The following is a 20777-nucleotide window of genomic DNA, read 5'->3' as shown; positions in this document are numbered from 1 at the left end:
ACGGTTGACCGCAAGGGTCAAGCGTGCCGGAGCCGTATCATCCACAAGCCGTGGGACTGATTATTCCTGGACGGGCTCGGGTTCCGCCGCCTTGGCAGCCGCGGCGGCCTTCTCGGCCTCCAGCTTGCGCCAGCGGCGGACATTGTTGTTGTGCTCGTCGAGTGTGGCCGCGAACACATGCCCGCCTGTACCGTCGGCGACGAAATAGAGGTCCGATGTGCGCGATGGATTGGCAACCGCCTCGAGCGCTGCCCGGCCGGGATTGGCGATCGGCGTCGGCGGCAGACCCTTGATCAGGTAGGTGTTGTAGGGCGTCTGCTTGTCGAGGTCCGATTTCAGGATCGGCCGGTCGGCCGGCTTTCCGTCGCCGCCGAAAATGCCGTAGATGATCGTCGGGTCGGACTGCAGGCGCATGCCTTTTTCCAGCCGGTTGATGAAGACGGAAGCGACGCGCGAGCGTTCGTCGGCGATGCCCGTTTCCTTCTCCACGATTGACGCGAGCGTAACGAACTCATCACGGCCGGAGACCGGCAGGTCCGGGTCGCGACGATCCCATATCTGATCGACCAGCGCCTTCTGCGCGGCCGCCATCTGCGCGACGATTTCGCTGCGCTTGGTGCCACGCGAGAATTTATAGGTGTCGGGGCGCAACGTGCCCTCGGCGGGCAACTCTGCGGGCAGATTGCCTTCAAGTACGGGATCCGTGCTCAGCTTGCTGAACATCTGCTTGACGGTCAGGCCTTCGGGAAGCGATACGGAATAGAGGATCGACTTGCCGGACTTCAGCAGTTGCATGATCTCCTGCATGGAGGAGCCCGCCTTGATTTCGTACTCGCCGGCCTTCAGCGTGTCGTCGTCCAGATAGGCTTCCGACATGAAGCGGAAGACACGCCCGTCGGAGACGATGTTGTTGCGCTCGAGGCTGCCTGCGATCTCTTGGATGCCGGCGCCGTTGCGCACAATGAAATTGGTGTTTGCCGTCAGCGGGCCCTTGGCCTCGTAAGCCGTCATCGCGTAGTAAACCGTCGCGGCGGCAGCGATCGTCAGGCAGACGATGACGGTCATGAGGAAGTTCAGAAAGATGACGACCTGGCTTTTCGCCTTGCGCGACCGCTTCGGCGGCTGCGGCACTTTTTCGGGACGAAGAGCTTCGCTCGCCGACTTCGGAATGATCGGGCCGTTGTTTCCGGCCTCGCTGCGGCCGAAAGGCACTGCGCTGTTTTCGTTTGCGTCGTTCACGAGGGTCCTGATTCTGGAGTTCGCATCATGCACGTCTCAATCCCTGATGCGAACTCCAGAAGAGAAGCAGGAAAGAGAATCATTTCATCACGACTATAGCGACCTATTCCTTTCGCCTTGTGTCAGCATGACCAGCGTCTGGCTTCCCGGTTATCGGCCGCAAATTGTCCCTATTTCACGTTTGAACTGAGCAATGCGGCAAAAGCTGGATAACGGATGCAATTAGAGCACCGGATATAGGAAAGGCGCTGATATCGAAGAACACGGGCCGCCATCGAGCGGATCCGTGAACGATGAAATCACGCAAAGCGGCGCAGAACGAGGGAAGCGTTCGTGCCGCCGAAACCGAAGGAATTCGACAGAGCAACATTGATCTCGCGCTTGCGCGCCACATGCGGCACCAGGTCGATCTTCGTTTCAACCGAGGGATTGTCGAGATTGAGCGTCGGCGGCGCGACATTGTCGCGGATCGCCAGAGCGCAGAAGATTGCCTCCACCGCACCGGCAGCGCCGAGCAGATGGCCGATCGCAGATTTGGTAGACGACATGGAAACCCTGGCGGCGTGTTCGCCAAGAACGCGCTCGGCGGCGCCAAGCTCGATCGTGTCCGCCATTGTGGACGTACCGTGCGCGTTGATGTAGTCGATATCGGCTGCCGTCAGGCCGGCGCGCTTCAACGCCATCTGCATGCAGCGATAGGCCCCGTCGCCGTCTTCCGCAGGCGCGGTGATGTGGAAGGCATCGCCCGAAAGACCGTAGCCGACGACTTCCGCATAAATCTTGGCGCCTCGCGCCTTGGCATGTTCGAGTTCTTCGAGCACGACAACGCCCGCACCCTCGCCCATGACGAAGCCGTCACGGTCCTTGTCATAGGGGCGCGAAGCCTTCTGAGGATCGTCATTGTGTTGGGTGGACAGCGCCTTGCAGGCCGCAAAGCCGGCAAGCGCGATACGGGAAATCGGCGATTCAGTACCGCCCGCAACCATCACGTCGGCGTCGCCGAGCGCGATCAGACGGCTCGCATCGCCGATCGCATGGGCGCCGGTGGAACAGGCCGTGACGACCGAATGGTTGGGGCCGCGCAGCTTGTGGCGGATCGACACCTGGCCGGAGGCGAGATTGATCAGACGGCCGGGAATGAAGAAGGGGGAAACGCGGCGCGGACCCTTGTCGCGCAACGTGATGCCGCCATCGACGATGCCTTCCAGACCGCCGATACCGGAACCGATCATGACGCCGGTGGCGATCTGGTCTTCGTCGGATTTCGGATGCCAATCGGCATCCGCCAGCGCCATCTCGGCTGCGGCCATGGCATAGATGATGAAGGAATCGACCTTGCGCTGTTCCTTCAGCTCCATCCAGTTATCGGGGTTGAAGGTGCCGTTGGTGCCGTCGCCGAACGGCAGGCGGCAGGCGATCTTCGCAGGCAGGTCTTCGACTTCGAATTCCGTCACCTTGCGGGCGGCATTTCCTCCGGCAAGCAGCCGCGACCAGGTGATCTCGGTTCCGCAACCCAATGGAGATACCATGCCGGTACCGGTGATAACGACACGTCTCATAGCCCGTGATCCACCCTGCCTGTTAATTCCAGAACCGGACCGGACCACATGCTAAAAAACCGGACCCGTACATCCATTTCCGTGATGTTCATATCGCGCGATCAGGTACGGAAGCCATCAGACTTTCCTTAAATGCGCTTATCGCTCGCCAAAAAAGAGAGCATGCCCCATGGGGACTTGAAGGCGGGCCGCGATGCGCCCCGCCCTGCACGACCTGATATCAGGCCTGCGCCTTTTCGATAAACTTGACAGCGTCGCCGACCGTCAGGATCGAATCGGCTGCATCGTCGGGGATTTCGACGCCGAACTCTTCTTCGAATGCCATGACCAGTTCGACGGTGTCGAGCGAGTCCGCGCCCAGATCGTCGATGAAGCTTGCGCCTTCCGAAACCTTTTCGGCGTCGACGCCAAGATGATCAATAACAATTTTCTTTACGCGTTCTGCTACGTCGCTCATGTCGGATTCCTCGACCTTTGTTTTTTCTCAACGATGCCGTTCTGACATCGGTACCCTATTAACGCCAGAGAGATCAAGACGATCACCCCGGCAATCTCTTCAACCGCAAGAGCGGCAGACCACGCACTGCAAAAGACGGCGGGTGCCTCATATCTTCCGATCGACTGCGCACAGTCATGGCCCGCTTAACACGGTTTATGGCTGCCGCAAAGTCCGAAAATGGCCGGCAATGGCTTGGTCAACACGCAATTCCCGGTATTTCCGCCCCGCCCCTTCGATTAACGCGAAAACGCGGCAGCGCAGGCGTTTTACGGCCGTCAGATCATCGCCATGCCGCCATTCACATGGATCGTCTGGCCGGTGACATAAGCCGCTTCGTTGGAGGCGAGGTAAGCGACGGCGGCCGCGACTTCGGCACCGGTACCCATACGCTTCATCGGGATGGCACCCATGATGGCGTCCTTCTGCTTGTCGTTCAGCTTGCCGGTCATGGCGCTCTCGATGAAGCCGGGAGCGACGCAGTTGACCGTCACGTTGCGGGTGGCGATCTCCTGCGCGAGCGACTTGGAAAAGCCGATCATGCCCGCCTTGGAGGCGCAGTAGTTGGCCTGCCCCGGATTACCGGTGACGCCGACGATCGAGGTGATGTTGATGATGCGGCCATGGCGGCGGCGCATCATCGGATGGGTCAGCTCGCGGGTCAGCCGGAAGACCGACGTCAGGTTGACTTCCAGTACTGCGTCCCAATCCTCGTCGCTCATCCGCACGAACAGGCCGTCCTTGGTGATGCCGGCATTGTTGACGAGAATGTCGACGCCGCCGAGCTCGCTTTCGGCCTTTTCGCCGAGCGCCTTGACAGCGCCACGGTCGGCAAGGTTCGCCGGAAACAGGTGGACGCGCTCGCCGAGCGAATTGCCGAGTTCTTCCAGCTTTTCGACGCGGGTGCCGTGCAGGCCGACGGTGGCGCCCTGCGCATGCAGGATGCGGGCGATCTCTTCGCCGATGCCGCCGGATGCGCCGGTAACGAGAGCCTTGCGGCCAGACAGATCGAACATGGTCTTGATCCTTATAGTTTCGGCTCAGCCGAGCAGAGTTTGAAGCGCCGCGTCGATGTCGGCAGGGGAATTGACGGCGATGCCGCTCACCGTCTTGTCGATGCGGCGGGCAAGACCGGTCAGCACCTTGCCGGAGCCGATCTCGTACAGCGTCGTGACGTTGTTTGCGGCAAACCACTCGACGGTCTCGCGCCAGCGGACCTGGCCGGTAACCTGTTCGACCAGAAGGCTGGCGATCTCGCTCGCATCCGTCACCGGCGCCGCCCGCACATTGGCGATCAGCGGCACCACCGGATTGCTCTTCGCGACCGTTGCCAGAGCCTCGCGCATGGCGTCCGCCGCCGGCGCCATCAGCGCCGAGTGGAAGGGCGCGGACACAGGCAAAAGGATGGCACGCTTGGCCCCCTTCTCGGTCGCCAGCATCGCCGCCTTTTCGACAGCTGCCTTCTCGCCGGAAATCACCAGCTGGCCGCCGCCATTGTCGTTGGCGATCTGGCAGGAGCCGAGCGCGGATGCGTCCGCGCAAACGGCGTCGACATCGCCATGCTCCAGGCCGATGATTGCCGCCATCGCGCCCTTGCCGACGGGCACCGCCGCCTGCATGGCATTGCCGCGGATGCGCAGGAGCCGCGCCGTGTCGGCAAGCGAGAAGGTTCCGGCGGCACAGAGCGCGGAATATTCACCGAGCGAATGCCCGGCGACATAGGCGACCTTGGATGTCAGATTGAGCCCCTTGGCTTCCATTACGCGCAGCGCGGCGATCGAGACCGCCATCAACGCCGGCTGGGCGTTTGCCGTCAGCGTCAGCGTTTCTTCCGGCCCGTTCCACATGATGTCGGAGAGCTTTTGCCCCAGCGCATCGTCGACCTCGGCAAAGACGGCAGCGGCCTCCGGAAAGGCGTCGGCCAGATCCTTGCCCATGCCGAGCGCCTGACTGCCTTGTCCTGGAAATGTGAATGCGATTGCCATGAGGTTTTTCCCTCCGCCACGCACGGCGACAACCGCGCAGTTTGAATGTGCAAGCTTCGCCCGAAACAGAGGACGGGCATCGGCTTTTTCCTCTCCATTCACATTCCTGCCCTGCGAGTCAAGGCTTGTGCATCCATATCGGCCTTTGTGCATAGTCTCGCGCTTTTCTCTTGCGCCGCAACAAACAGCCACTACATTCGCCGCCGAACCAGATCGAGGCACTCCCATGCGCTACAAGACACTCGGCCGCACCGGCATCCGCATTTCCGAAATCTGCCTTGGCACCATGACCTGGGGCTCGCAAAACACCGAGGCCGAGGCCCACGAGCAACTCGGCTACGCGGTTGACGAAGGCATCAACTTCATCGATACGGCCGAGCTCTATCCTGTGACGCCGCTTTCGGCCGAAACGCAAGGGCGCACGGAAGCCTATATCGGCACGTGGCTGAAGGCGCGCGGAAAACGCGATGACGTCGTCGTCGCCACCAAGGTCGCCGGTCCCGGACGCCCCTATATCCGCGGCGGCAGCCCGATGAGCCCCGCCACCATGCGGATCGCGCTCGATGAAAGCCTGAAACGGCTCCAGACGGATTATGTCGATCTCTATCAACTGCATTGGCCGAACCGCGGCCACTACCACTTCCGCAACGCCTGGACCTACAATCCGTCGAAGCAGGACAGGTCGACTGTGCCGGGTGAACTTCTGGCGATCCTCGAAACGCTCGGAGAATTCGTGCAGGCAGGCAAGGTCCGCGCCGTCGGCCTGTCGAACGACACCGCCTGGGGCGCGATGACGATGCTGTCGCTTGCCGAGAAACACGGCCTGCCGCGCATCGCCTCCATACAGAACGAGTACAACTTCCTGTACCGCGCCTTCGATCTCGACCTCGCCGAAGTCAGCCATCACGAGGATATCGGCCTGCTCGCCTATTCGCCGCTCGCAGCCGGCCTGATGACCGGCAAATATCTCAACGGCGCGTGCCCTGCAGGTTCCCGCCTCTCCATCAACGGCGACCTTGGCGGCCGCTACACCGAATACCAGGGACCCGCCGTCGCCGCCTATGCCGAACTCGCCCGCGCCCACAGCCTCGATCTCGCCCAGATGCAACTCGCCTTCAGCCTCACCCGCCCCTTCATGACCTCGGTCATTATCGGCGCGACGAGCATGGCGCAGTTGAAGACGGATATCGGCGCCAAGGATGTAAAGCTGTCGGCGGCGGTGATGGAAGGGATCGGGCATCTGCATCGGCAGTTCCCGGCGCCGATCTGAAGAATACCGAAACGCAGCCGGTCAATGGCTGCCTGGAGCAGGAGACGGTGTGAGACAGGCATCATGGCTGCGGCCAACCTTCTGATCCCACACCAGGATGGCCCGCTGCGCGCAGCAGGCCATCGCAAAGCCTAAACTCAAACGTTCACAAACGCCTGATCGTGCCGTAGACGATGTTCCGGTTCGCGCCGAACCAGACACTCGCGTCAACGCTGTTGCGCTCGACGCTCGAATTGATGACATTCCACATGTCCGCCTCCGAGCGCAGCAGCAGCGCCCAGTTCATGTAGGACTCCATATAGCCATCGTCGGCCATGTCGTCGGCGAAATTGGCGAAGAGGAAGACGCCGCCCGGCTTCAGCATATCCATGCAGGCCTGCGTCAGCTTGATCGCGACTTTGTCGGCGAGATAGTCATAGAGGCCAGCGGCATAGATGAAATCGAACTTGCCAAGCTGATGCTTCTTGCTGAGCAGCCCGCGGACCGAACCATCGATCGCCTCGATGCAGGTGCCCTGGAAATCCCGTGTGATCGATCCGATGCTGAGAGGATCCTGATCGAGAGCGACCCACCGCCTGATCCGCCCTTCCTGGAGCGCGACCGAGCTGTCGGCCTCCCGCAGATGGCCGGCGGCGACCGTGAGTATCTCGGTTTCGGGGCCTTTTTCCGCGGCGATCTCGTCAACGTAGCGGGTCAGAATGTCACGCCGCTCCCTGACCGCGACGGGGCCGGGCGCGTTCCTGGTATATTCATAAATCCCGAGCCCAAGCGGCGTGGATTTTGCGACTTCGTGCGCAACGGCCGGGTGGCCATAGATGAAGTCGATCAAGCTCGCGTCACCGGAATAACCGCGCGGCTTCTCGAAAGACCAGCGCGTGAACGGATCCTGCTGAAAGATCTTCGCCGACGGATGGCTCTGCACGATCGGGATCAGCGCCTGCCAGACGCTTGGTTCGAACTTGTTGCGCGTCTCATGAAGCGCCCCGATAAGCCGCTTTACGGTCTGCGCCGGATCGCGGCGTTCTTCGATCTGCTGCAGGGCAATCGCCAGCACGAGCGCGAGTTCAGCTTTCGCTGTTGCGAGCTGATCATCGTGTCGGTCGGTTTTGGCGGGGGAAAGTTCGGTGATGATGGCTTGGGGGGTAATCAGGCTTTCGCCGTCGAAGGCAATGTTAAATTGGGACACTCGAACCTCGTGGGTTAATAGATCATTAATATAATGGTGAAAAATAGATGAAGTGCCAATCCGAGCGACCCCGTTTTCGCGGGTTATGGTTAATGCACTCGCGTGTCGGTTGACTCCGCCGCGGGTGCGTCGACGCTCGTCGCCAAGTTCAGAAAAAGTTAATGCACCTGTCCTATTGTGCCGAAAACTGCTGCCCTTTCCTGATAGCTTGCCTATCCGGATGGCCGGCGTGGGGCGACTGAGACAGCGTCGACTGTTGGAAAGAGACCTCAAGCTCTAGAGAATGCGACGCAACGCAATGGAAAGTGCATGAAGCACACGTTGGCCGACGTAGTTGAAATCGATCTCCATACCGAGCCGCCGAGACCGGCCTCGGCGGAGCTTCGTGCGCTCTATCGGGAGGAAGGCCAAAGCACGCGCAGGCAGGCCACCAGACAAGGACTCTGGATCGCCGTCGCCGCCTATCTTCTGTTTTCGATCACCGACATTTTGCTCGTTCCGGACGTCGCGCTCTACGCGATCGCCGCCCGCTTCGCCGTCGGCATCGTCGCAATCGCCGCGCTCGAAATACAGGTCCGCTTGAATGCCAGCGCGAACGCGATCGATGCCACCAGTGCGTGCGCGGTTATCCTTGCCTATGCCGGTTGGCTATGCACGGCCATGATGACATCGGATATTCAGAGCATATCCTACTACATGGTCTTCGGTGCCATCTTCATGATGAGCGTCAACCTGTTCTTCAGCTTCCACTTTCGCCTTTCAGTCGTTGCATCGGTCGTCATTCTCCTCATTTTCCTGGCCGCTCTGCTGTCCTTCCCACCGATGGACCCCACCTACAAGCTGGCATTCGGGACCTTTTGCGCCTCCTGCTTCGTCTTCACGTCCTATGTGAACTGGAAGCTCAACAGGGAACGCTACAAGGTCTTCCTCAACGCCCTGGAGGCGAAGGTTCAGCACAACGAGGCATCCGAACGGGGAAAAGCTCTGCTGAGGCTGTCGAACACCGATCCCTTGACGGGTCTTGCAAATCGCCGGGCAATCGACCAGAGGCTGCGTTACTACTGGGACGACTGGCAAAAATCCGGCCGGAACTTTGCAGCAATCCTGATCGACGTCGATTTCTTCAAGAGATACAACGACTGCTACGGCCATCAGGAGGGCGATCGCTGCCTCATCCTCGTCGCCAATGCACTCGAGGCCTCGATCAGTCCCTACGGCGGCTCGATCGGACGCTATGGCGGCGAAGAGTTCATCGTTCTCGCTCGCCTGGACACCGGCGAGCGGGTGGCGGATCTTGCAGAAGCCATTCGTCGCACGGTCGAGGACCTGGCTCTGGCGCATGGGCAGCGGCGGGATGGGACCTCGATCGTCACCGTCAGCGTTGGCGCCTCGTTTACCAGGAATCAAACGGGTACGAAGCTCGAGAAGATCATCCACGAGGCGGACCGCGCGCTTTATGCAGCCAAGGCAAGCGGTCGCAATTGCGTCCGCCTGTTCGATCCGAACGATCCCCAGAGCAGCGATGAGAGCGAGAACGTCGCGGCTTTGCTGAAGATCGCGATCGACCAGAAACTCGTTTCCCTCGTCTATCAGCCGATAAGAAACGCCGTGTCGGGCCGGATCGAAGCCGTCGAGGCGCTGATGCGCCTGAGAATGCTGGATGGCACCGCGGTGACGCCGAGCCTTTTCATTCCCGTCGCGGAACGAACCGGCGCCATCCTGGAGCTGGGGCGCTGGGCCATACGGACGGTGTGCCGCGAACTCCTGATGGACGACCACGTGCCGGTCGTCAGCGTCAACGTCTCGCCAATTCAGCTCAAGGCCCCCGGCTTTGCGGCCTCCGTCGCTGCGATCCTCGGAGAGACAGGCGTCGCCGGCGGCCGGCTAGCGCTGGAGATCACCGAAGGTCTCGAGATGGAGATGCATTCGGACATTCTCCGCTGCATCAGCGACCTGAAGACGCTGGGCATCAAGATCTGGCTCGATGATTTTGGAACCGGCTTTGCCGGTCTTTCGTGGCTTCGCCTGATCGATTTCGACACGGTGAAGATCGACCGCTCGTTCCTGCACGATTGCGGCACCCCGCGCGGCAAGGCCATGCTCCAGGATATCATCGGCCTCGTGCGAAATCGCGGCCACAATATCCTCGTCGAAGGCGTGGAAACCGATGACCAGCTCAGGCTCATGCAGGAATTCCGCATAGACCAGGTGCAAGGCTACCACGTCGGCCGCCCGGCACCCGCGGAAAATTTCACGGCGCCCCCACCCGCCGATCCGCGCCGGGCGCGACTGGTCAGTCCACTGCGGGGATGAGGCGGTCGAGGGTTTGCCGCTTTAAGGCTTGGAAGTGGGTCCTCGGGCCTGACCCGAGGATCCACGCCCAGGCCGCGACAGGCTCCGGTGCGGCATACCCTCGGCCTCAATCATCCCCGCTCATCCCTGCCCCTCGCGCCCATGCCATACTCGCCCCCGTCCCGCCCTCGGATACACTGCCAGCCGTGGCAGCCAGGCGGGGCCGGCGCCGGGTTCGGGGAAAGGACGGAAGTCCCCGAGGCCGGGGTTCGCAAGAAGGTTCCCCTCCGCAGGCCGATGCTGCTGCTGCTGCTGCGGGCATGCAATCGCGCAGAGGGCCGACGAGGCCGTAGCGGAACGCGTTTGCGGGCAGAAACCGCCGAACGGGGCGCCGAAAGGTGTCACCTATTCTATTCCTACGAGGCAGCTTTCAGCACCCCGTCCGAACTGCTCTTTGAAAACCACGGCGGTTTTCCGCGCGTGGACGAAGGCGTTGCCCACTTCCGCGCGCTTTGAGAATCGGGCACTGTGCAACCATAACTTGAACCATATGATGCCCAAAATGAGCACAATAAAGGTTGTCGATTACGATCCGGCATGGCCTGGGCTATTCGAGCGGGACAAGTCTCGGATACTGACGCTTATCGGCGATATGGTGAACGATATCCACCATATCGGGAGCACCTCGGTCGTCGGCCTGCCGGCGAAGCCGAAGATCGACATCGATGCAGTGCTTCTCAGTGAAACACTGGTCCCTGCTGCGGTCGAGCGCGTGAAGTCGCTCGCGGAGTTTACCTTTCATGGCGATCCTTACGGCGATGGCATGTGGACCTTCACCTCGGGTCACCGATCCTATGGGACCCGCCTCTACCTCTGCGGGCCGGGAAACGTCACGCACGACAACCGCGTCCTGTTTCGGGACTGGCTCCGCACGCACCCGGACGCCGCCGCCGCATATGCAGCACTGAAGGGCAAGCTGGCAGCGGAGGCAGATGGCGATTGGAAATTCTACACTGGCGGCAAATCCGACTTCGTCGCGAGGACCGTGCGGCAGGCATCCACCGAGCGTGTACGTAGAATAGCGCTACGGATGGAGCGCGCAGGCCACGCGGCCCCGTGCTAATTTCCCCTCGCCCCTTGCTTCCTGGCCGAAAATGCGTATAAGCGCGCTGTTCGCAACATCCGGTCTTCTGGCTGGTGGCTGAACGGAGGGCCGGTTTCCCTTAGAAACCTGTCAGGACCTAAAGGGGTCCAGCCTCCCGTGTCTCCGCTCTCGACCGTCTCGAAACAACACTTTCTTGCCGGCTGTCCGCAGCCAATAGAACAGTCGTTGAGGCTTAGCCGCTGGGGTCCGGGTGACGATTAACGCAAGAAAGGCTTGGCCATCATGGCTCTTTATGAACATGTATTCCTTGCCCGGCAGGATATTTCCGCTCAGCAGGTCGACGCTCTCGTCGAACAGTACAAGGGTGTACTGGAAGCTAACGGCGGAAAAGTCGGGCGCGTCGAAAACTGGGGCCTCAAGTCCCTGACGTATCGCATCAACAAGAACCGCAAGGCTCACTACGTTCTGATGGACATCGATGCTCCGGCACCGGCCGTTCACGAAGTCGAGCGCCAGATGCGCATCAACGAAGATGTTCTTCGTTACATGACCATCGCTGTCGAGAAGCATGAAGACGGCCCGTCCGCCATGATGCAGAAGCGCGACCGCGACGACCGTCCGCGCCGCGATGGCGACCGTCCTGACCGTGGCGGCTTCGGCGACCGTGGTCCGCGCCCGGACCGTGGTGATCGTGAAGACCGTCCGCGCCGTCCGCGCGAAGACCGGGCATAAGGAGAAAAGATCATGGCTGATACATTGTCCGCTCCGGCACGCCGCCCGTTCCATCGCCGTCGCAAGACCTGCCCCTTCTCCGGCGCCAACGCTCCGAAGATCGACTACAAGGACATCCGTCTCCTGCAGCGCTACATTTCCGAGCGCGGCAAGATCGTTCCTTCGCGTATCACGGCAGTCTCCCAGAAGAAGCAGCGCGAACTGGCCCAGGCCATCAAGCGCGCCCGCTTCCTCGGCCTCCTGCCCTACGTCATGTCCTAAGACTTGACCGTCCGTCAGTCTGTTGACTCGACGGAAGCTGACTCAAGGTGAGGCGAACGGCCATCCGGCATCGCCTCACCTTCTCCCTTCCGCGTTGGGCGCGGATCGGAAACGCCGGCGCAAACTTGCGCTAAAACCCATGTTGAGGCTTCGTTCCTTCATCAGGAAACGCCTCTAACTGCTTGATAAGCAGGACAGCGACCCGTGAAGACACTGAATGCAACATCGCTGCTGACCGGCGCGCTTGCCGGCATTACCGCCGCCCTGCTTTTGCTCGGGGCGACGCCGCAGTCGTATTTTGCCATCCTGCTCGTTATCGCTTCCGCGCTGCCTGTTCTCATCGCCGGCCTCGGCTGGGGCAATGCCGCCGCCGCCGTTGCCGTTGTCGTCGCGGGCCTCGGCCTTGCGTTGTTTGCCTCCCCATTGTCTGCCTTTTTCGTCGTGATCCTCATGCTTGCGCCGGCCGCCTGGCTCAGCCACCTCGCCAATCTGGCACGGCCGGCTTCCGAGATCGGTGGCCCGAAGGACGCGCTTGCCTGGTATCCGCTCTCCGATATCCTCGCCCACCTCGTGCTGCTGGTCACGGTCGCGGCTATCATCATTGGCGCGGCGCTGGGATATGATGACCGTTTCGCCAGCATCGTGGTCGATCAGGTGCTGATCGCGATGAAGGCGCAGGACCCGCTGCTCAACCCTGCTCCGGCGGTGGTCGAGCAGATCAAGTCCCTCTTCCAGGTCGCCTGGCCGCTCTTGTTCGGCGCCCTCTGGGTGATGATCCTGTTTGCGGCCTATTACATCGCCAGCCGCATCGTCCAGACCTCAGGCAAAGGCCTGCGCCCGCGCGAGGACATGCCATCGACGCTGCGCATGCACCGCTATTCCATCTTCGCCTTCCTCGGCGGCCTGGTTCTCGCCTTCATGGGCGGCACACCGGCCATCATCGGCGCGCTCATCTGCGGCACCTTCGGCGCGGGCTTCCTGCTTGCCGGGTTCGCCGTCTTCCATTTCCGCACGCGCGGCAAGTCCTGGCGGCTGCCCGTTTTGTGGATCGGCTACATGTCGGTTCTGATCTTCCAGGTGCCGGCATTCTTCTTTCTCCTGTCGGGTCTGATGGACACGCGGCGCGCCATCGCGCTGTCGCCGGCAGGGAAAACAACTGACACTGAAACAAAAGACCTCTGAACAGACAAACGAAAGGACATCACCATGCAAGTCATTCTTCTCGAACGCGTCGCCAAGCTCGGCCAGATGGGCGAAACCGTCAAGGTTCGCGACGGCTTTGCCCGTAACTACCTCTTGCCGCTCGGCAAGGCGCTGCGCGCCAACGAAGCCAACAAGAAGCGTTTCGAAGCCGAGCGCGCGACGCTGGAAGCCCGCAACCTCGAGCGCAAGTCCGAAGCCCAGACCGTTGCCGAACAGCTGGACGGCAAGTCCTTCGTCGTCGTCCGCTCGGCTGGCGAAACCGGTCAGCTCTACGGTTCGGTCGCTGCTCGCGATATCGTTGAAGTTCTGGGTGCCGAAGGCTTCAACATCGGCCGCAACCAGGTCGACCTCAACAACCCGATCAAGACGATCGGCTTGCATGACGTCGTCCTGCACCTGCATGCCGAAGTCGAAATCAAGGTTCAGATGAACGTTGCCCGTTCGGCTGAAGAAGCAGAACGCCAGCTCAAGGGCGAAAGCCTCACCTCTGCCGACGCCATCTACGGCGTTGACGAAGACGCGTTGAAGCCGGAAGATTTCTTCAACCCGGAAGCTGAATTCGAAGCCGAAGAAGAATAAGCTTCTTAAAAGCACGCGGCGCCGATCGCAGCGCCTGTTTTGAACAAAAAGGCCCGCGGCCCGTCCGCGGGCCTTTCTGCGTCTGAGGATGGGCGGTTGCATCCTGAACGGTGGACAGCCGGACAGTTGCCGCCAAAAAATCCTGTGACCGGTTCGAACCGAGGTTAGAATAACCGCTGACGACAGCGATTCGCATCAGAAATCCGGTCAATAGCCAATGCCCGTATCGACAGATTTTTCGCGTTCAGCAGCGGAACCCTGTGAACAACGGTGACGGCTTGCCCCCGGATCAAATGCGTCGGCGGCTGTTGCAGCGATACACTTGACCCCTGGCCCCAACGCTCGCAAATCGGGTACCGCAACCATCAGACCACGCGAGACAGAGACGGAACGCCATGAACGAAGCAGCGCGCAGACTTGTCCCCATTGCCAAGGATCAGGCCGAAGCACAGTATCGCGAAGCGCCGAACAATCTCGAGGCCGAGCAGGCGCTCCTGGGCGCCATTCTCGTCAACAACGATGCCTTCTATCGCGTCTCGGACTTCCTGAAGCCGGTTCATCTCAACGAGCCATTGCACCGCAAGATCTTCGAGGTCGCCGGCGACATCATCCGCATGGGAAAGACCGCCAACCCGGTCACCATCAAGACGTTCCTGAAGGCCGACGAGAAGGTCGGCGACATGACGGTGGCGCAATATCTCGCCCGTCTCGCCTCGGAAGCCGTCTCGATCATCAACGCGGAAGATTACGGCCGGGCGATCTATGATCTGGCACTGCGCCGCTCACTGATCACCATCGGCGAGGACATGGTCAACATCGCCTATGACGCGCCGCTCGACATGCCGCCGCAGAGCCAGATCGAGGATGCCGAACGCCGCCTGTTCGAACTCGCTGAAACCGGCCGCTACGATGGCGGCTTCCAGTCGTTCAACGACGCGGTGGCATTGGCGATCGACATGGCGGGGCAGGCCTTCGAGCGCGACGGTTCGCTCTCAGGCATCTCGACCGGCATTCACTCGCTCGACGCCCGCATGGGCGGCCTGCAGCGCTCCGACTTGATCGTTCTTGCCGGACGTCCGGGCATGGGCAAGACCTCGCTTGCAACCAACATCGCCTACAACATCGCTGCGTCCTATGAAGGCGAAGTGCAGGCCGACGGTTCGATGAAGGCGAAGAACGGCGGCGTCGTCGGTTTCTATTCGCTCGAAATGTCGTCTGAGCAGCTGGCAACGCGTATCATTTCCGAGCAGACGGAAGTCTCCTCCTCGAAGATCCGCCGCGGCGATATTTCCGAGCACGATTTCGAGAAGCTCGTGGCATGCTCTCAACATATGCAGAAGGTGCCGCTCTATATCGACCAGACCGGTGGTATTTCGATCGCCCAACTTTCCGCCCGTGCCCGCCGCCTCAAGCGTCAGCGCGGTCTCGACTGCCTCGTGGTGGACTATATCCAGCTGATGACCGGCTCCGGCAAATCGAGCGACAACCGCGTGCAGGAAATCACCCAGATCACCACGGGCCTGAAGGCACTAGGCAAGGAGCTGAACGTGCCGATCATCGCACTCTCCCAGCTCTCCCGCCAGGTGGAAAGCCGCGAGGACAAGCGGCCTCAACTCTCCGACCTTCGCGAATCTGGTTCGATCGAGCAGGACGCCGACGTCGTGCTCTTCGTGTTCCGCGAGGAATACTACGTCAAGAACATGGAGCCGCGCGACGAGTTCGATCCGAAATATGAAGAGTGGAAGATGCAGTTCGAAAAGGTGAAGGGCACCGCCGACGTGATCATCGCCAAGCAGCGTCACGGGCCGACCGGCACCGTCAAGCTCGCCTTCCAGTCGGAATTCACCCGCTTCACCGACCTCGCCGATCCGTCCTTCACACAGTACGAGCATTGATTGGAAAAGACCGCTTCCGGAGGGTCAATGGGGTTCGCCACGTTGCAAATTGCCGGACTTCCGGATAAGCGAAAACAAAATTAGCTGAATAGCCGCGGCTGCAATGGCCGTGGTCCAACGTCTCTAGTCTGGGGAAATCTCTTCATGGACGCCTTAATCGCGCTGCTGCAGGTGCTTGCGATCGACCTCGTGCTCGCAGGCGACAACGCCATCGTCATCGGTCTGGCGGCAGCCGGTCTTCCCAAGGAGCAGCGCGGCAAGGCGATCCTGATCGGGATCGCGGCGGCGACCGTGCTGCGTATCGCCTTTGCGCTGCTCACGACACAATTGCTCGAAATTCTTGGCCTGCTGCTCGTCGGTGGCATCCTGCTCCTGTGGGTCTGCTGGAAGATGTGGCGTGAAATCAGAACCACCGCGAAGGAAGAAGCCCAAGGTCTGGAAACGCTGACCGGTGAGGATATCGACGAAAACGGCGTGGTCGGCAATCGCGCGCCGCGCAAGACGCTGAAACAGGCCGCCATTCAGATCGTCGTTGCCGACGTCTCGATGTCGCTCGACAACGTGCTCGCCGTTGCCGGTGCCGCGCGCGAACACCCCAACATCCTCATCATTGGCCTTGCGGTGTCCGTCGCGCTGATGGGTGTCGCCGCATCGTTTATCGCCAAGCTGCTGCACCGCTATCACTGGATTTCTTATGTCGGTCTCGCCATCATCCTCTTCGTTGCACTGAAGATGATCTACGAAGGCTTCATGGAAGTGGAGCCGATTCTGACCTCGTCGTTCATGTAATCGGCGAATGGTTGCCGGCGGGAAGACCGCCGGTTGCCGCTGTGAAAAATACGCCGGGAAGCGGCTACAGACTTGCTGCTTCCGCGAACGCTGCAATTGCAGTTGGGGACGCTTGGCTGTATCCCTTTTGCCATGGCCCAATCGCACGATCCCTCCTCCACCCTTCCCGCATTTGATGCCGCCTCCAACCGGTTGATTATCGATCTCGGTGCGCTTGCCGACAACTGGCGCAATATGGACAAACTGTCCGGCAAGGCGCGGGCTGCGGCGGTGCTGAAAGCCAATGCCTATGGCATCGGCATCGAGCCGGCCGCGGAAACGCTCTACGCCGCCGGTGCCCGGGATTTTTTCGTCGCCAATGCCGAGGAGGGCGCGGAACTGCGTCCGCTGGTGCCGGACGGGCGCATCTACATCCTCGCCGGCATGTGGCCCGGCAACGAGCAGCTTTTCTTCGACAACAGCCTGGTTCCGATCATCAATTCCGAAGAACAGTTGGCCTTCTTCATGTCGGTACTGTCGGAACGCGGTGATCACCCTTGCGTGCTGCATGTGGATACCGGCATGAACCGGCTGGGACTGAACGCGTCCGAGGCTCTGGCGCTGGCAAACGACCCGGCCCGCCCGGCAAGCTTTTCGCCCATCCTGGTGATGAGCCACCTCGCCTGCGCCGACGACCCGGCCCATCCGCTGAACCGCCGGCAACTCGAGTCATTCCGGGCAGTTACCGCTGCTTTCGAAGGTATCGAATCAAGCCTGGCCAACTCGGCCGGCGTTCACCTTGGACCGGATTTCCATTTCGACCTGACCCGCCCCGGCATTGCCGTCTATGGCGGCGAGGCTGTCAACGGCGTAGCGAATCCGATGAAACCTGTGGTGACGGCGCAGGCCCGCATCATCCAGATTCGCAGCGTCCGGTCAGGCGAAACCGCAAGCTACGGCGCCTCGGCGCAATTTTCCCGCGACAGCCACGTGGCAATCGTCGCCATCGGCTATGCGGACGGCTATCACCGCTCGGTGTCGGGCGGCGGCGTGACCTTGCGGCAGGCGAGACCGTCGGGCGCATTCGGTTTCCTTAACGGCCATAAAGTTCCGCACCTCGGACGCGTGACGATGGATTTGAGCCTGTTCGATGTTACCGACCTGCCGGAAAATGCGGTCCGTCCGGGCGACTACATAGAGCTCTTTGGCAATAACGTCGCGGTCGACGATGTGGCGCGGGCTGGCGGCACGATCGGCTACGAGATGCTGACGAGTCTTGGGCATCGCTATGATCGCACCTATATCGAGTCATAGACAGGTAGGAACTGTTCCCACCTTGTGTTAGTTTGACGGCAAAGGAGTTTCCCCATGTCCAACGCGAAAAAATCCTTCGTCATCGGCGATCACTTCGACGGCTTCATCGAGGAGCAGGTGAGGTCCGGCCGTTTCAACAATGCGAGCGAAGTCGTGCGCGCGGGATTGCGGCTGCTGGAGCGGGATGAGACGAAGCTTGCGGAGTTGAAGCGGCTGATCAAGGAAGGCGACGACGACATCGCCGCTGGCCGCGTATACGAGTACAAAGACGGCGAGGCGCTGCTGAACGATATAATGCACGGGCAGCATGACGATTAAGTCCCGCAAACCCATCTTCTCGCGGGCAGCTCGTGCGGACCTTCGTTCAATCTTCAAATATATCGCGGCAAGGAATCCAGACGCGGCCGCCAGCTTCATTCTCGACATTAACCTGAAAATTCGTTCAATCGCACGCAGCGGCTTTACAGGCGTGACGCGCGATGAAATCGGTCAGAGTCTCCGCGGTTTGCCTTATCGCGACCGCTGCATCTATTTCCGTATCGAGGAATCCCATACCTTCATCGTCCGCATCCTCCACGGCCGCCAGGACATATCCTCCGAAGACTTCCCCGAAAGCGAAATTTGATGGCGAAAGCCCGGACACAATTCATCTGCCAGAACTGCGGCACCGTTCATCCCCGCTGGGTTGGAAAATGCGAAGGCTGCGGCCAGTGGAACACCATCGTCGAAGAAGACCCGATGGGCGGCATCGGCGGCGGGCCCGGCAAGACGCCGAAAAAGGGCCGGCCGGTGGCGCTGACCACCCTGTCCGGCGAGATCGAGGACGCGCCGCGCATTCAAAGCGGCATTTCCGAACTTGACCGGGCAACCGGCGGCGGTTTCGTGCGCGGCTCGGCCGTCCTTATCGGCGGCGATCCCGGCATCGGCAAATCGACTGTGCTGATGCAGGCGGCAGCGGCATTGTCGCGGCGCAAGCATCGGATCATCTACGTTTCCGGCGAGGAAGCGGTGGCGCAGGTTCGCCTGCGAGCTCAAAGACTGGGGGCGGCCGATACCGACGTGCTGCTGGCGGCTGAAACCAATGTCGAGGACATCCTGGCGACGCTGGGTGACGGCAAGCGGCCCGATCTCGTCATCATCGATTCCATCCAGACCCTGTGGAGCGACATCGTCGATTCGGCCCCGGGCACGGTGACGCAGGTGCGCACCGGCGTCCAGGCGATGATCCGTTTTGCCAAGCAGACGGGAGCGACGGTGGTGCTCGTCGGCCACGTCACCAAGGAAGGCCAGATCGCGGGTCCGCGCGTCGTCGAGCATATGGTCGATGCCGTGCTCTATTTCGAAGGCGATCGCGGCCATCACTACCGGATTCTCCGCACCGTCAAGAACCGGTTTGGCCCGACCGACGAGATCGGCGTGTTCGAGATGTCGGACAAGGGGCTGCGCGAAGTCAGCAACCCGTCGGAGCTTTTCCTCGGCGAGCGCAACGCGAAATCTCCGGGTGCCGCCGTCTTTGCCGGCATGGAGGGAACGCGTCCGGTACTGGTCGAGGTCCAGGCGCTGGTTGCGCCGACGTCGCTTGGCACGCCGCGCCGCGCCGTCGTCGGCTGGGACGGGGCGCGGCTGGCGATGATCCTTGCGGTCCTGGAAGCGCATTGTGGTGTGCGGCTCGGCCAGCACGATGTCTATCTCAACGTCGCGGGCGGATACCGAATTTCCGAGCCCGCAGCCGATCTTGCTGTCGCTTCGGCGCTGGTTTCGTCGCTTGCCGGTCTTGCCCTTCCCTCCGATTGCGTCTATTTCGGCGAAGTCAGTCTGTCCGGCGCCATCCGGCCGGTTGCCCATACAGCGCAGCGCCTTAAAGAAGCCGAAAAGCTCGGCTTTTCACAGGCCGTCCTGCCCTCCGCCTCCGCCGACCTGCCCAAGGGCAACGGCATGAGCTGGAGCGAGATGGAAAGCCTGCCGGATCTGGTGGCGCGCATCGCCGGCTCGAAGGGAGCCTTGAAGCAGGCAGACAACGATGATTGAGGAAAACGCCGCGTAAAACCGGCGAATTCCGGTGAAAACAGTGTTCAACGATGAACCATCGAAAGACGCTTCCGGCGTGATGATATATGGTTCGCGGAAAATCAGCGTGGGGTCGCGCTGCATAGTTTTTAAATCGCGCTCGATTTAAACTATGCAGCAGATACAAAGGGGTTGCTGCGTCCTTTGCGCGTCCGATTGGACGCGCGGCGCAGCAGGCGGTTTCGGAGTAGGACAATATGCCCATTACAATTCTCGACGGTATCGTTCTCGGCGTCGCGCTTTTCTCGGCCATCCTGGCAATGGTCCGCGGCTTTTCCCGGGAAGTGCTGTCGGTCGCAAGCTGGGTCGGCGCCGCGGCCGCTGCCTACTTCCTCTACCCCTTTCTCCTGCCCTATGCGAAGAATTACACGAGCAGCGACACCGTCGCGATGATCGGCTCGGCCGGCGTGGTCTTCCTCGTCGCCCTGATCGTCATCTCGTTCATCACCATGCGGATCGCCGATTTCATCATCGACAGCCGTATCGGCGCGCTTGACCGGACGCTCGGCTTCCTCTTTGGCGCTGCCCGCGGTATTCTGCTGGTCGTCGTCGCCATGCTGTTCTTCAACTGGCTGGTCGCGCCGCAACAGCAGCCGGGTTGGGTGACGACAGCGAAATCCAAGCCGCTGCTCGACAATCTCGGCGGCAAGCTGATAGCGCTGCTGCCGGAAAATGCCGATGCGACGATCCTCGACCGCCTGCGCGGCAAGGATACGACCGGCGAAGGCGAGAACGAAGGCACTGGCGGCGCGACCACCCAGCCGCCGGCCGAAGAAACGCCCGCAACCAATGGCGCGGCGACCAACGGCTAGGGCCGAGCAATGGA

At 61.1% G+C, this 20777-nt stretch carries 20 protein-coding genes; 14 read left to right on the top strand and 6 right to left on the bottom strand.

What is annotated here, in order from left to right:
* Window positions 1-60: 60 nt before the first annotated feature.
* The 5 genes from mltG to fabD form a co-directional block, all read right to left on the bottom strand.
* On the bottom strand, window positions 61-1239 hold the full coding sequence (gene mltG / locus WI754_RS12450) for an endolytic transglycosylase MltG (protein ID WP_349433731.1): 1179 nt from the start codon (window positions 1237-1239) through the stop codon (window positions 61-63).
* 299 nt (window positions 1240-1538) lie between these two features.
* Window positions 1539-2798 carry a beta-ketoacyl-ACP synthase II gene (fabF, locus tag WI754_RS12445; protein WP_349433730.1) on the bottom strand — a complete coding sequence of 420 codons (1260 nt, stop codon included), beginning with the start codon at window positions 2796-2798 and terminating at the stop codon, window positions 1539-1541.
* A gap of 220 nt (window positions 2799-3018) precedes the next feature.
* Window positions 3019-3255 carry an acyl carrier protein gene (locus WI754_RS12440; RefSeq protein WP_018327362.1) on the bottom strand — a complete coding sequence of 79 codons (237 nt, stop codon included), beginning with the start codon at window positions 3253-3255 and terminating at the stop codon, window positions 3019-3021.
* 317 nt (window positions 3256-3572) lie between these two features.
* Complete coding sequence (fabG, locus tag WI754_RS12435; RefSeq protein ID WP_349433729.1) at window positions 3573-4310, bottom strand: 3-oxoacyl-[acyl-carrier-protein] reductase; 738 nt, start codon at window positions 4308-4310, stop codon at window positions 3573-3575.
* Between the two features lie 24 nt (window positions 4311-4334).
* Entirely contained in the window at window positions 4335-5279 is a 945-nt protein-coding gene (gene fabD / locus WI754_RS12430) for an ACP S-malonyltransferase (protein WP_349433728.1), read from the bottom strand.
* A 226-nt stretch (window positions 5280-5505) separates the two neighbouring features.
* On the opposite strand from fabD, the gene WI754_RS12425 reads away from it, so the two are divergent.
* Window positions 5506-6549, top strand: a complete 1044-nt coding sequence (locus tag WI754_RS12425; RefSeq protein ID WP_349433726.1) for an aldo/keto reductase — start codon at window positions 5506-5508, stop codon at window positions 6547-6549.
* Between the two features lie 145 nt (window positions 6550-6694).
* Here WI754_RS12425 and WI754_RS12420 read toward each other — a convergent pair whose 3' ends face one another.
* A complete protein-coding gene (locus WI754_RS12420; protein ID WP_349433725.1) occupies window positions 6695-7735 on the bottom strand; it encodes a class I SAM-dependent methyltransferase in 1041 nt (346 codons plus the stop codon).
* 309 nt (window positions 7736-8044) lie between these two features.
* Between WI754_RS12420 and WI754_RS12415 the strand changes: the two genes are divergently transcribed.
* The 13 genes from WI754_RS12415 to WI754_RS12355 all read left to right on the top strand — a co-directional run bounded on the left by WI754_RS12415 (window position 8045) and on the right by WI754_RS12355 (window position 20763).
* Window positions 8045-10048 (top strand): GGDEF and EAL domain-containing protein, encoded by a 2004-nt coding sequence (locus tag WI754_RS12415; protein ID WP_349433724.1) that lies wholly within the window; start codon window positions 8045-8047, stop codon window positions 10046-10048.
* Window positions 10049-10589: 541 nt separating this feature from the next.
* A complete protein-coding gene (locus WI754_RS12410) occupies window positions 10590-11150 on the top strand; it encodes a GrpB family protein (protein ID WP_349433722.1) in 561 nt (186 codons plus the stop codon).
* Window positions 11151-11414: 264 nt separating this feature from the next.
* On the top strand, window positions 11415-11864 hold the full coding sequence (gene rpsF / locus WI754_RS12405) for a 30S ribosomal protein S6 (protein WP_056332059.1): 450 nt from the start codon (window positions 11415-11417) through the stop codon (window positions 11862-11864).
* Between the two features lie 12 nt (window positions 11865-11876).
* Window positions 11877-12125: a 30S ribosomal protein S18 gene (gene rpsR / locus WI754_RS12400; protein WP_037107250.1), complete on the top strand. Its 249-nt coding sequence runs from the start codon at window positions 11877-11879 to the stop codon at window positions 12123-12125.
* A gap of 204 nt (window positions 12126-12329) precedes the next feature.
* Window positions 12330-13307: a DUF2232 domain-containing protein gene (locus tag WI754_RS12395; protein WP_349433721.1), complete on the top strand. Its 978-nt coding sequence runs from the start codon at window positions 12330-12332 to the stop codon at window positions 13305-13307.
* Window positions 13308-13331: 24 nt separating this feature from the next.
* The gene (rplI, locus tag WI754_RS12390) at window positions 13332-13907 is read left to right on the top strand and encodes a 50S ribosomal protein L9 (RefSeq protein ID WP_349433719.1); all 576 of its coding nucleotides are present in this window, start codon (window positions 13332-13334) and stop codon (window positions 13905-13907) included.
* Between the two features lie 395 nt (window positions 13908-14302).
* The gene (locus tag WI754_RS12385; protein WP_037121452.1) at window positions 14303-15802 is read left to right on the top strand and encodes a replicative DNA helicase; all 1500 of its coding nucleotides are present in this window, start codon (window positions 14303-14305) and stop codon (window positions 15800-15802) included.
* Window positions 15803-15946: 144 nt separating this feature from the next.
* Window positions 15947-16591 carry a TerC family protein gene (locus WI754_RS12380; RefSeq protein ID WP_349433718.1) on the top strand — a complete coding sequence of 215 codons (645 nt, stop codon included), beginning with the start codon at window positions 15947-15949 and terminating at the stop codon, window positions 16589-16591.
* Window positions 16592-16723: 132 nt separating this feature from the next.
* Complete coding sequence (alr, locus tag WI754_RS12375; protein WP_349437803.1) at window positions 16724-17884, top strand: alanine racemase; 1161 nt, start codon at window positions 16724-16726, stop codon at window positions 17882-17884.
* Between the two features lie 54 nt (window positions 17885-17938).
* Entirely contained in the window at window positions 17939-18202 is a 264-nt protein-coding gene (locus WI754_RS12370; RefSeq protein WP_349433716.1) for a type II toxin-antitoxin system ParD family antitoxin, read from the top strand.
* A complete protein-coding gene (locus tag WI754_RS12365; protein ID WP_349433715.1) occupies window positions 18192-18509 on the top strand; it encodes a type II toxin-antitoxin system RelE/ParE family toxin in 318 nt (105 codons plus the stop codon). Before WI754_RS12370 ends, WI754_RS12365 begins: the two co-directional genes overlap by 11 nt.
* Window positions 18509-19912, top strand: coding sequence for a DNA repair protein RadA (radA, locus tag WI754_RS12360; RefSeq protein ID WP_349433714.1), 1404 nt, complete (start codon window positions 18509-18511; stop codon window positions 19910-19912). The genes WI754_RS12365 and radA overlap by 1 nt, the downstream gene beginning before the upstream one ends.
* 236 nt (window positions 19913-20148) lie before the next feature.
* The gene (locus WI754_RS12355) at window positions 20149-20763 is read left to right on the top strand and encodes a CvpA family protein (RefSeq protein WP_349433712.1); all 615 of its coding nucleotides are present in this window, start codon (window positions 20149-20151) and stop codon (window positions 20761-20763) included.
* Window positions 20764-20777: the final 14 nt, after the last annotated feature.

It is taken from the genome of Pararhizobium sp. A13, from assembly GCF_040126305.1.
Lineage (GTDB): Bacteria > Pseudomonadota > Alphaproteobacteria > Rhizobiales > Rhizobiaceae > Pararhizobium.
The sequence above is the reverse complement of the archived record's forward strand: the minus strand, read 5'-3'. Positions and strand labels throughout refer to the sequence as shown.

Bases quoted from the DNA above. Each gene is read 5' to 3' on its own strand.
- rplI (WP_349433719.1), top strand. From the start codon at position 13,332: ATGCAAGTCATTCTTCTCGAACGCGTCGCCAAGCTCGGCCAGATGGGC.
- WI754_RS12365 (WP_349433715.1), top strand. From the start codon at position 18,192: ATGACGATTAAGTCCCGCAAACCCATCTTCTCGCGGGCAGCTCGTGCG.
- WI754_RS12425 (WP_349433726.1), top strand. From the start codon at position 5,506: ATGCGCTACAAGACACTCGGCCGCACCGGCATCCGCATTTCCGAAATC.
- fabG (WP_349433729.1), bottom strand. From the start codon at position 4,310: ATGTTCGATCTGTCTGGCCGCAAGGCTCTCGTTACCGGCGCATCCGGC.
- rpsF (WP_056332059.1), top strand. From the start codon at position 11,415: ATGGCTCTTTATGAACATGTATTCCTTGCCCGGCAGGATATTTCCGCT.
- WI754_RS12355 (WP_349433712.1), top strand. From the start codon at position 20,149: ATGCCCATTACAATTCTCGACGGTATCGTTCTCGGCGTCGCGCTTTTC.
- rpsR (WP_037107250.1), top strand. From the start codon at position 11,877: ATGGCTGATACATTGTCCGCTCCGGCACGCCGCCCGTTCCATCGCCGT.
- WI754_RS12415 (WP_349433724.1), top strand. From the start codon at position 8,045: ATGAAGCACACGTTGGCCGACGTAGTTGAAATCGATCTCCATACCGAG.
- WI754_RS12385 (WP_037121452.1), top strand. From the start codon at position 14,303: ATGAACGAAGCAGCGCGCAGACTTGTCCCCATTGCCAAGGATCAGGCC.
- WI754_RS12410 (WP_349433722.1), top strand. From the start codon at position 10,590: ATGAGCACAATAAAGGTTGTCGATTACGATCCGGCATGGCCTGGGCTA.
- WI754_RS12380 (WP_349433718.1), top strand. From the start codon at position 15,947: ATGGACGCCTTAATCGCGCTGCTGCAGGTGCTTGCGATCGACCTCGTG.
- WI754_RS12440 (WP_018327362.1), bottom strand. From the start codon at position 3,255: ATGAGCGACGTAGCAGAACGCGTAAAGAAAATTGTTATTGATCATCTT.
- radA (WP_349433714.1), top strand. From the start codon at position 18,509: ATGGCGAAAGCCCGGACACAATTCATCTGCCAGAACTGCGGCACCGTT.
- fabD (WP_349433728.1), bottom strand. From the start codon at position 5,279: ATGGCAATCGCATTCACATTTCCAGGACAAGGCAGTCAGGCGCTCGGC.
- alr (WP_349437803.1), top strand. From the start codon at position 16,724: ATGGCCCAATCGCACGATCCCTCCTCCACCCTTCCCGCATTTGATGCC.
- fabF (WP_349433730.1), bottom strand. From the start codon at position 2,798: ATGAGACGTGTCGTTATCACCGGTACCGGCATGGTATCTCCATTGGGT.
- WI754_RS12370 (WP_349433716.1), top strand. From the start codon at position 17,939: ATGTCCAACGCGAAAAAATCCTTCGTCATCGGCGATCACTTCGACGGC.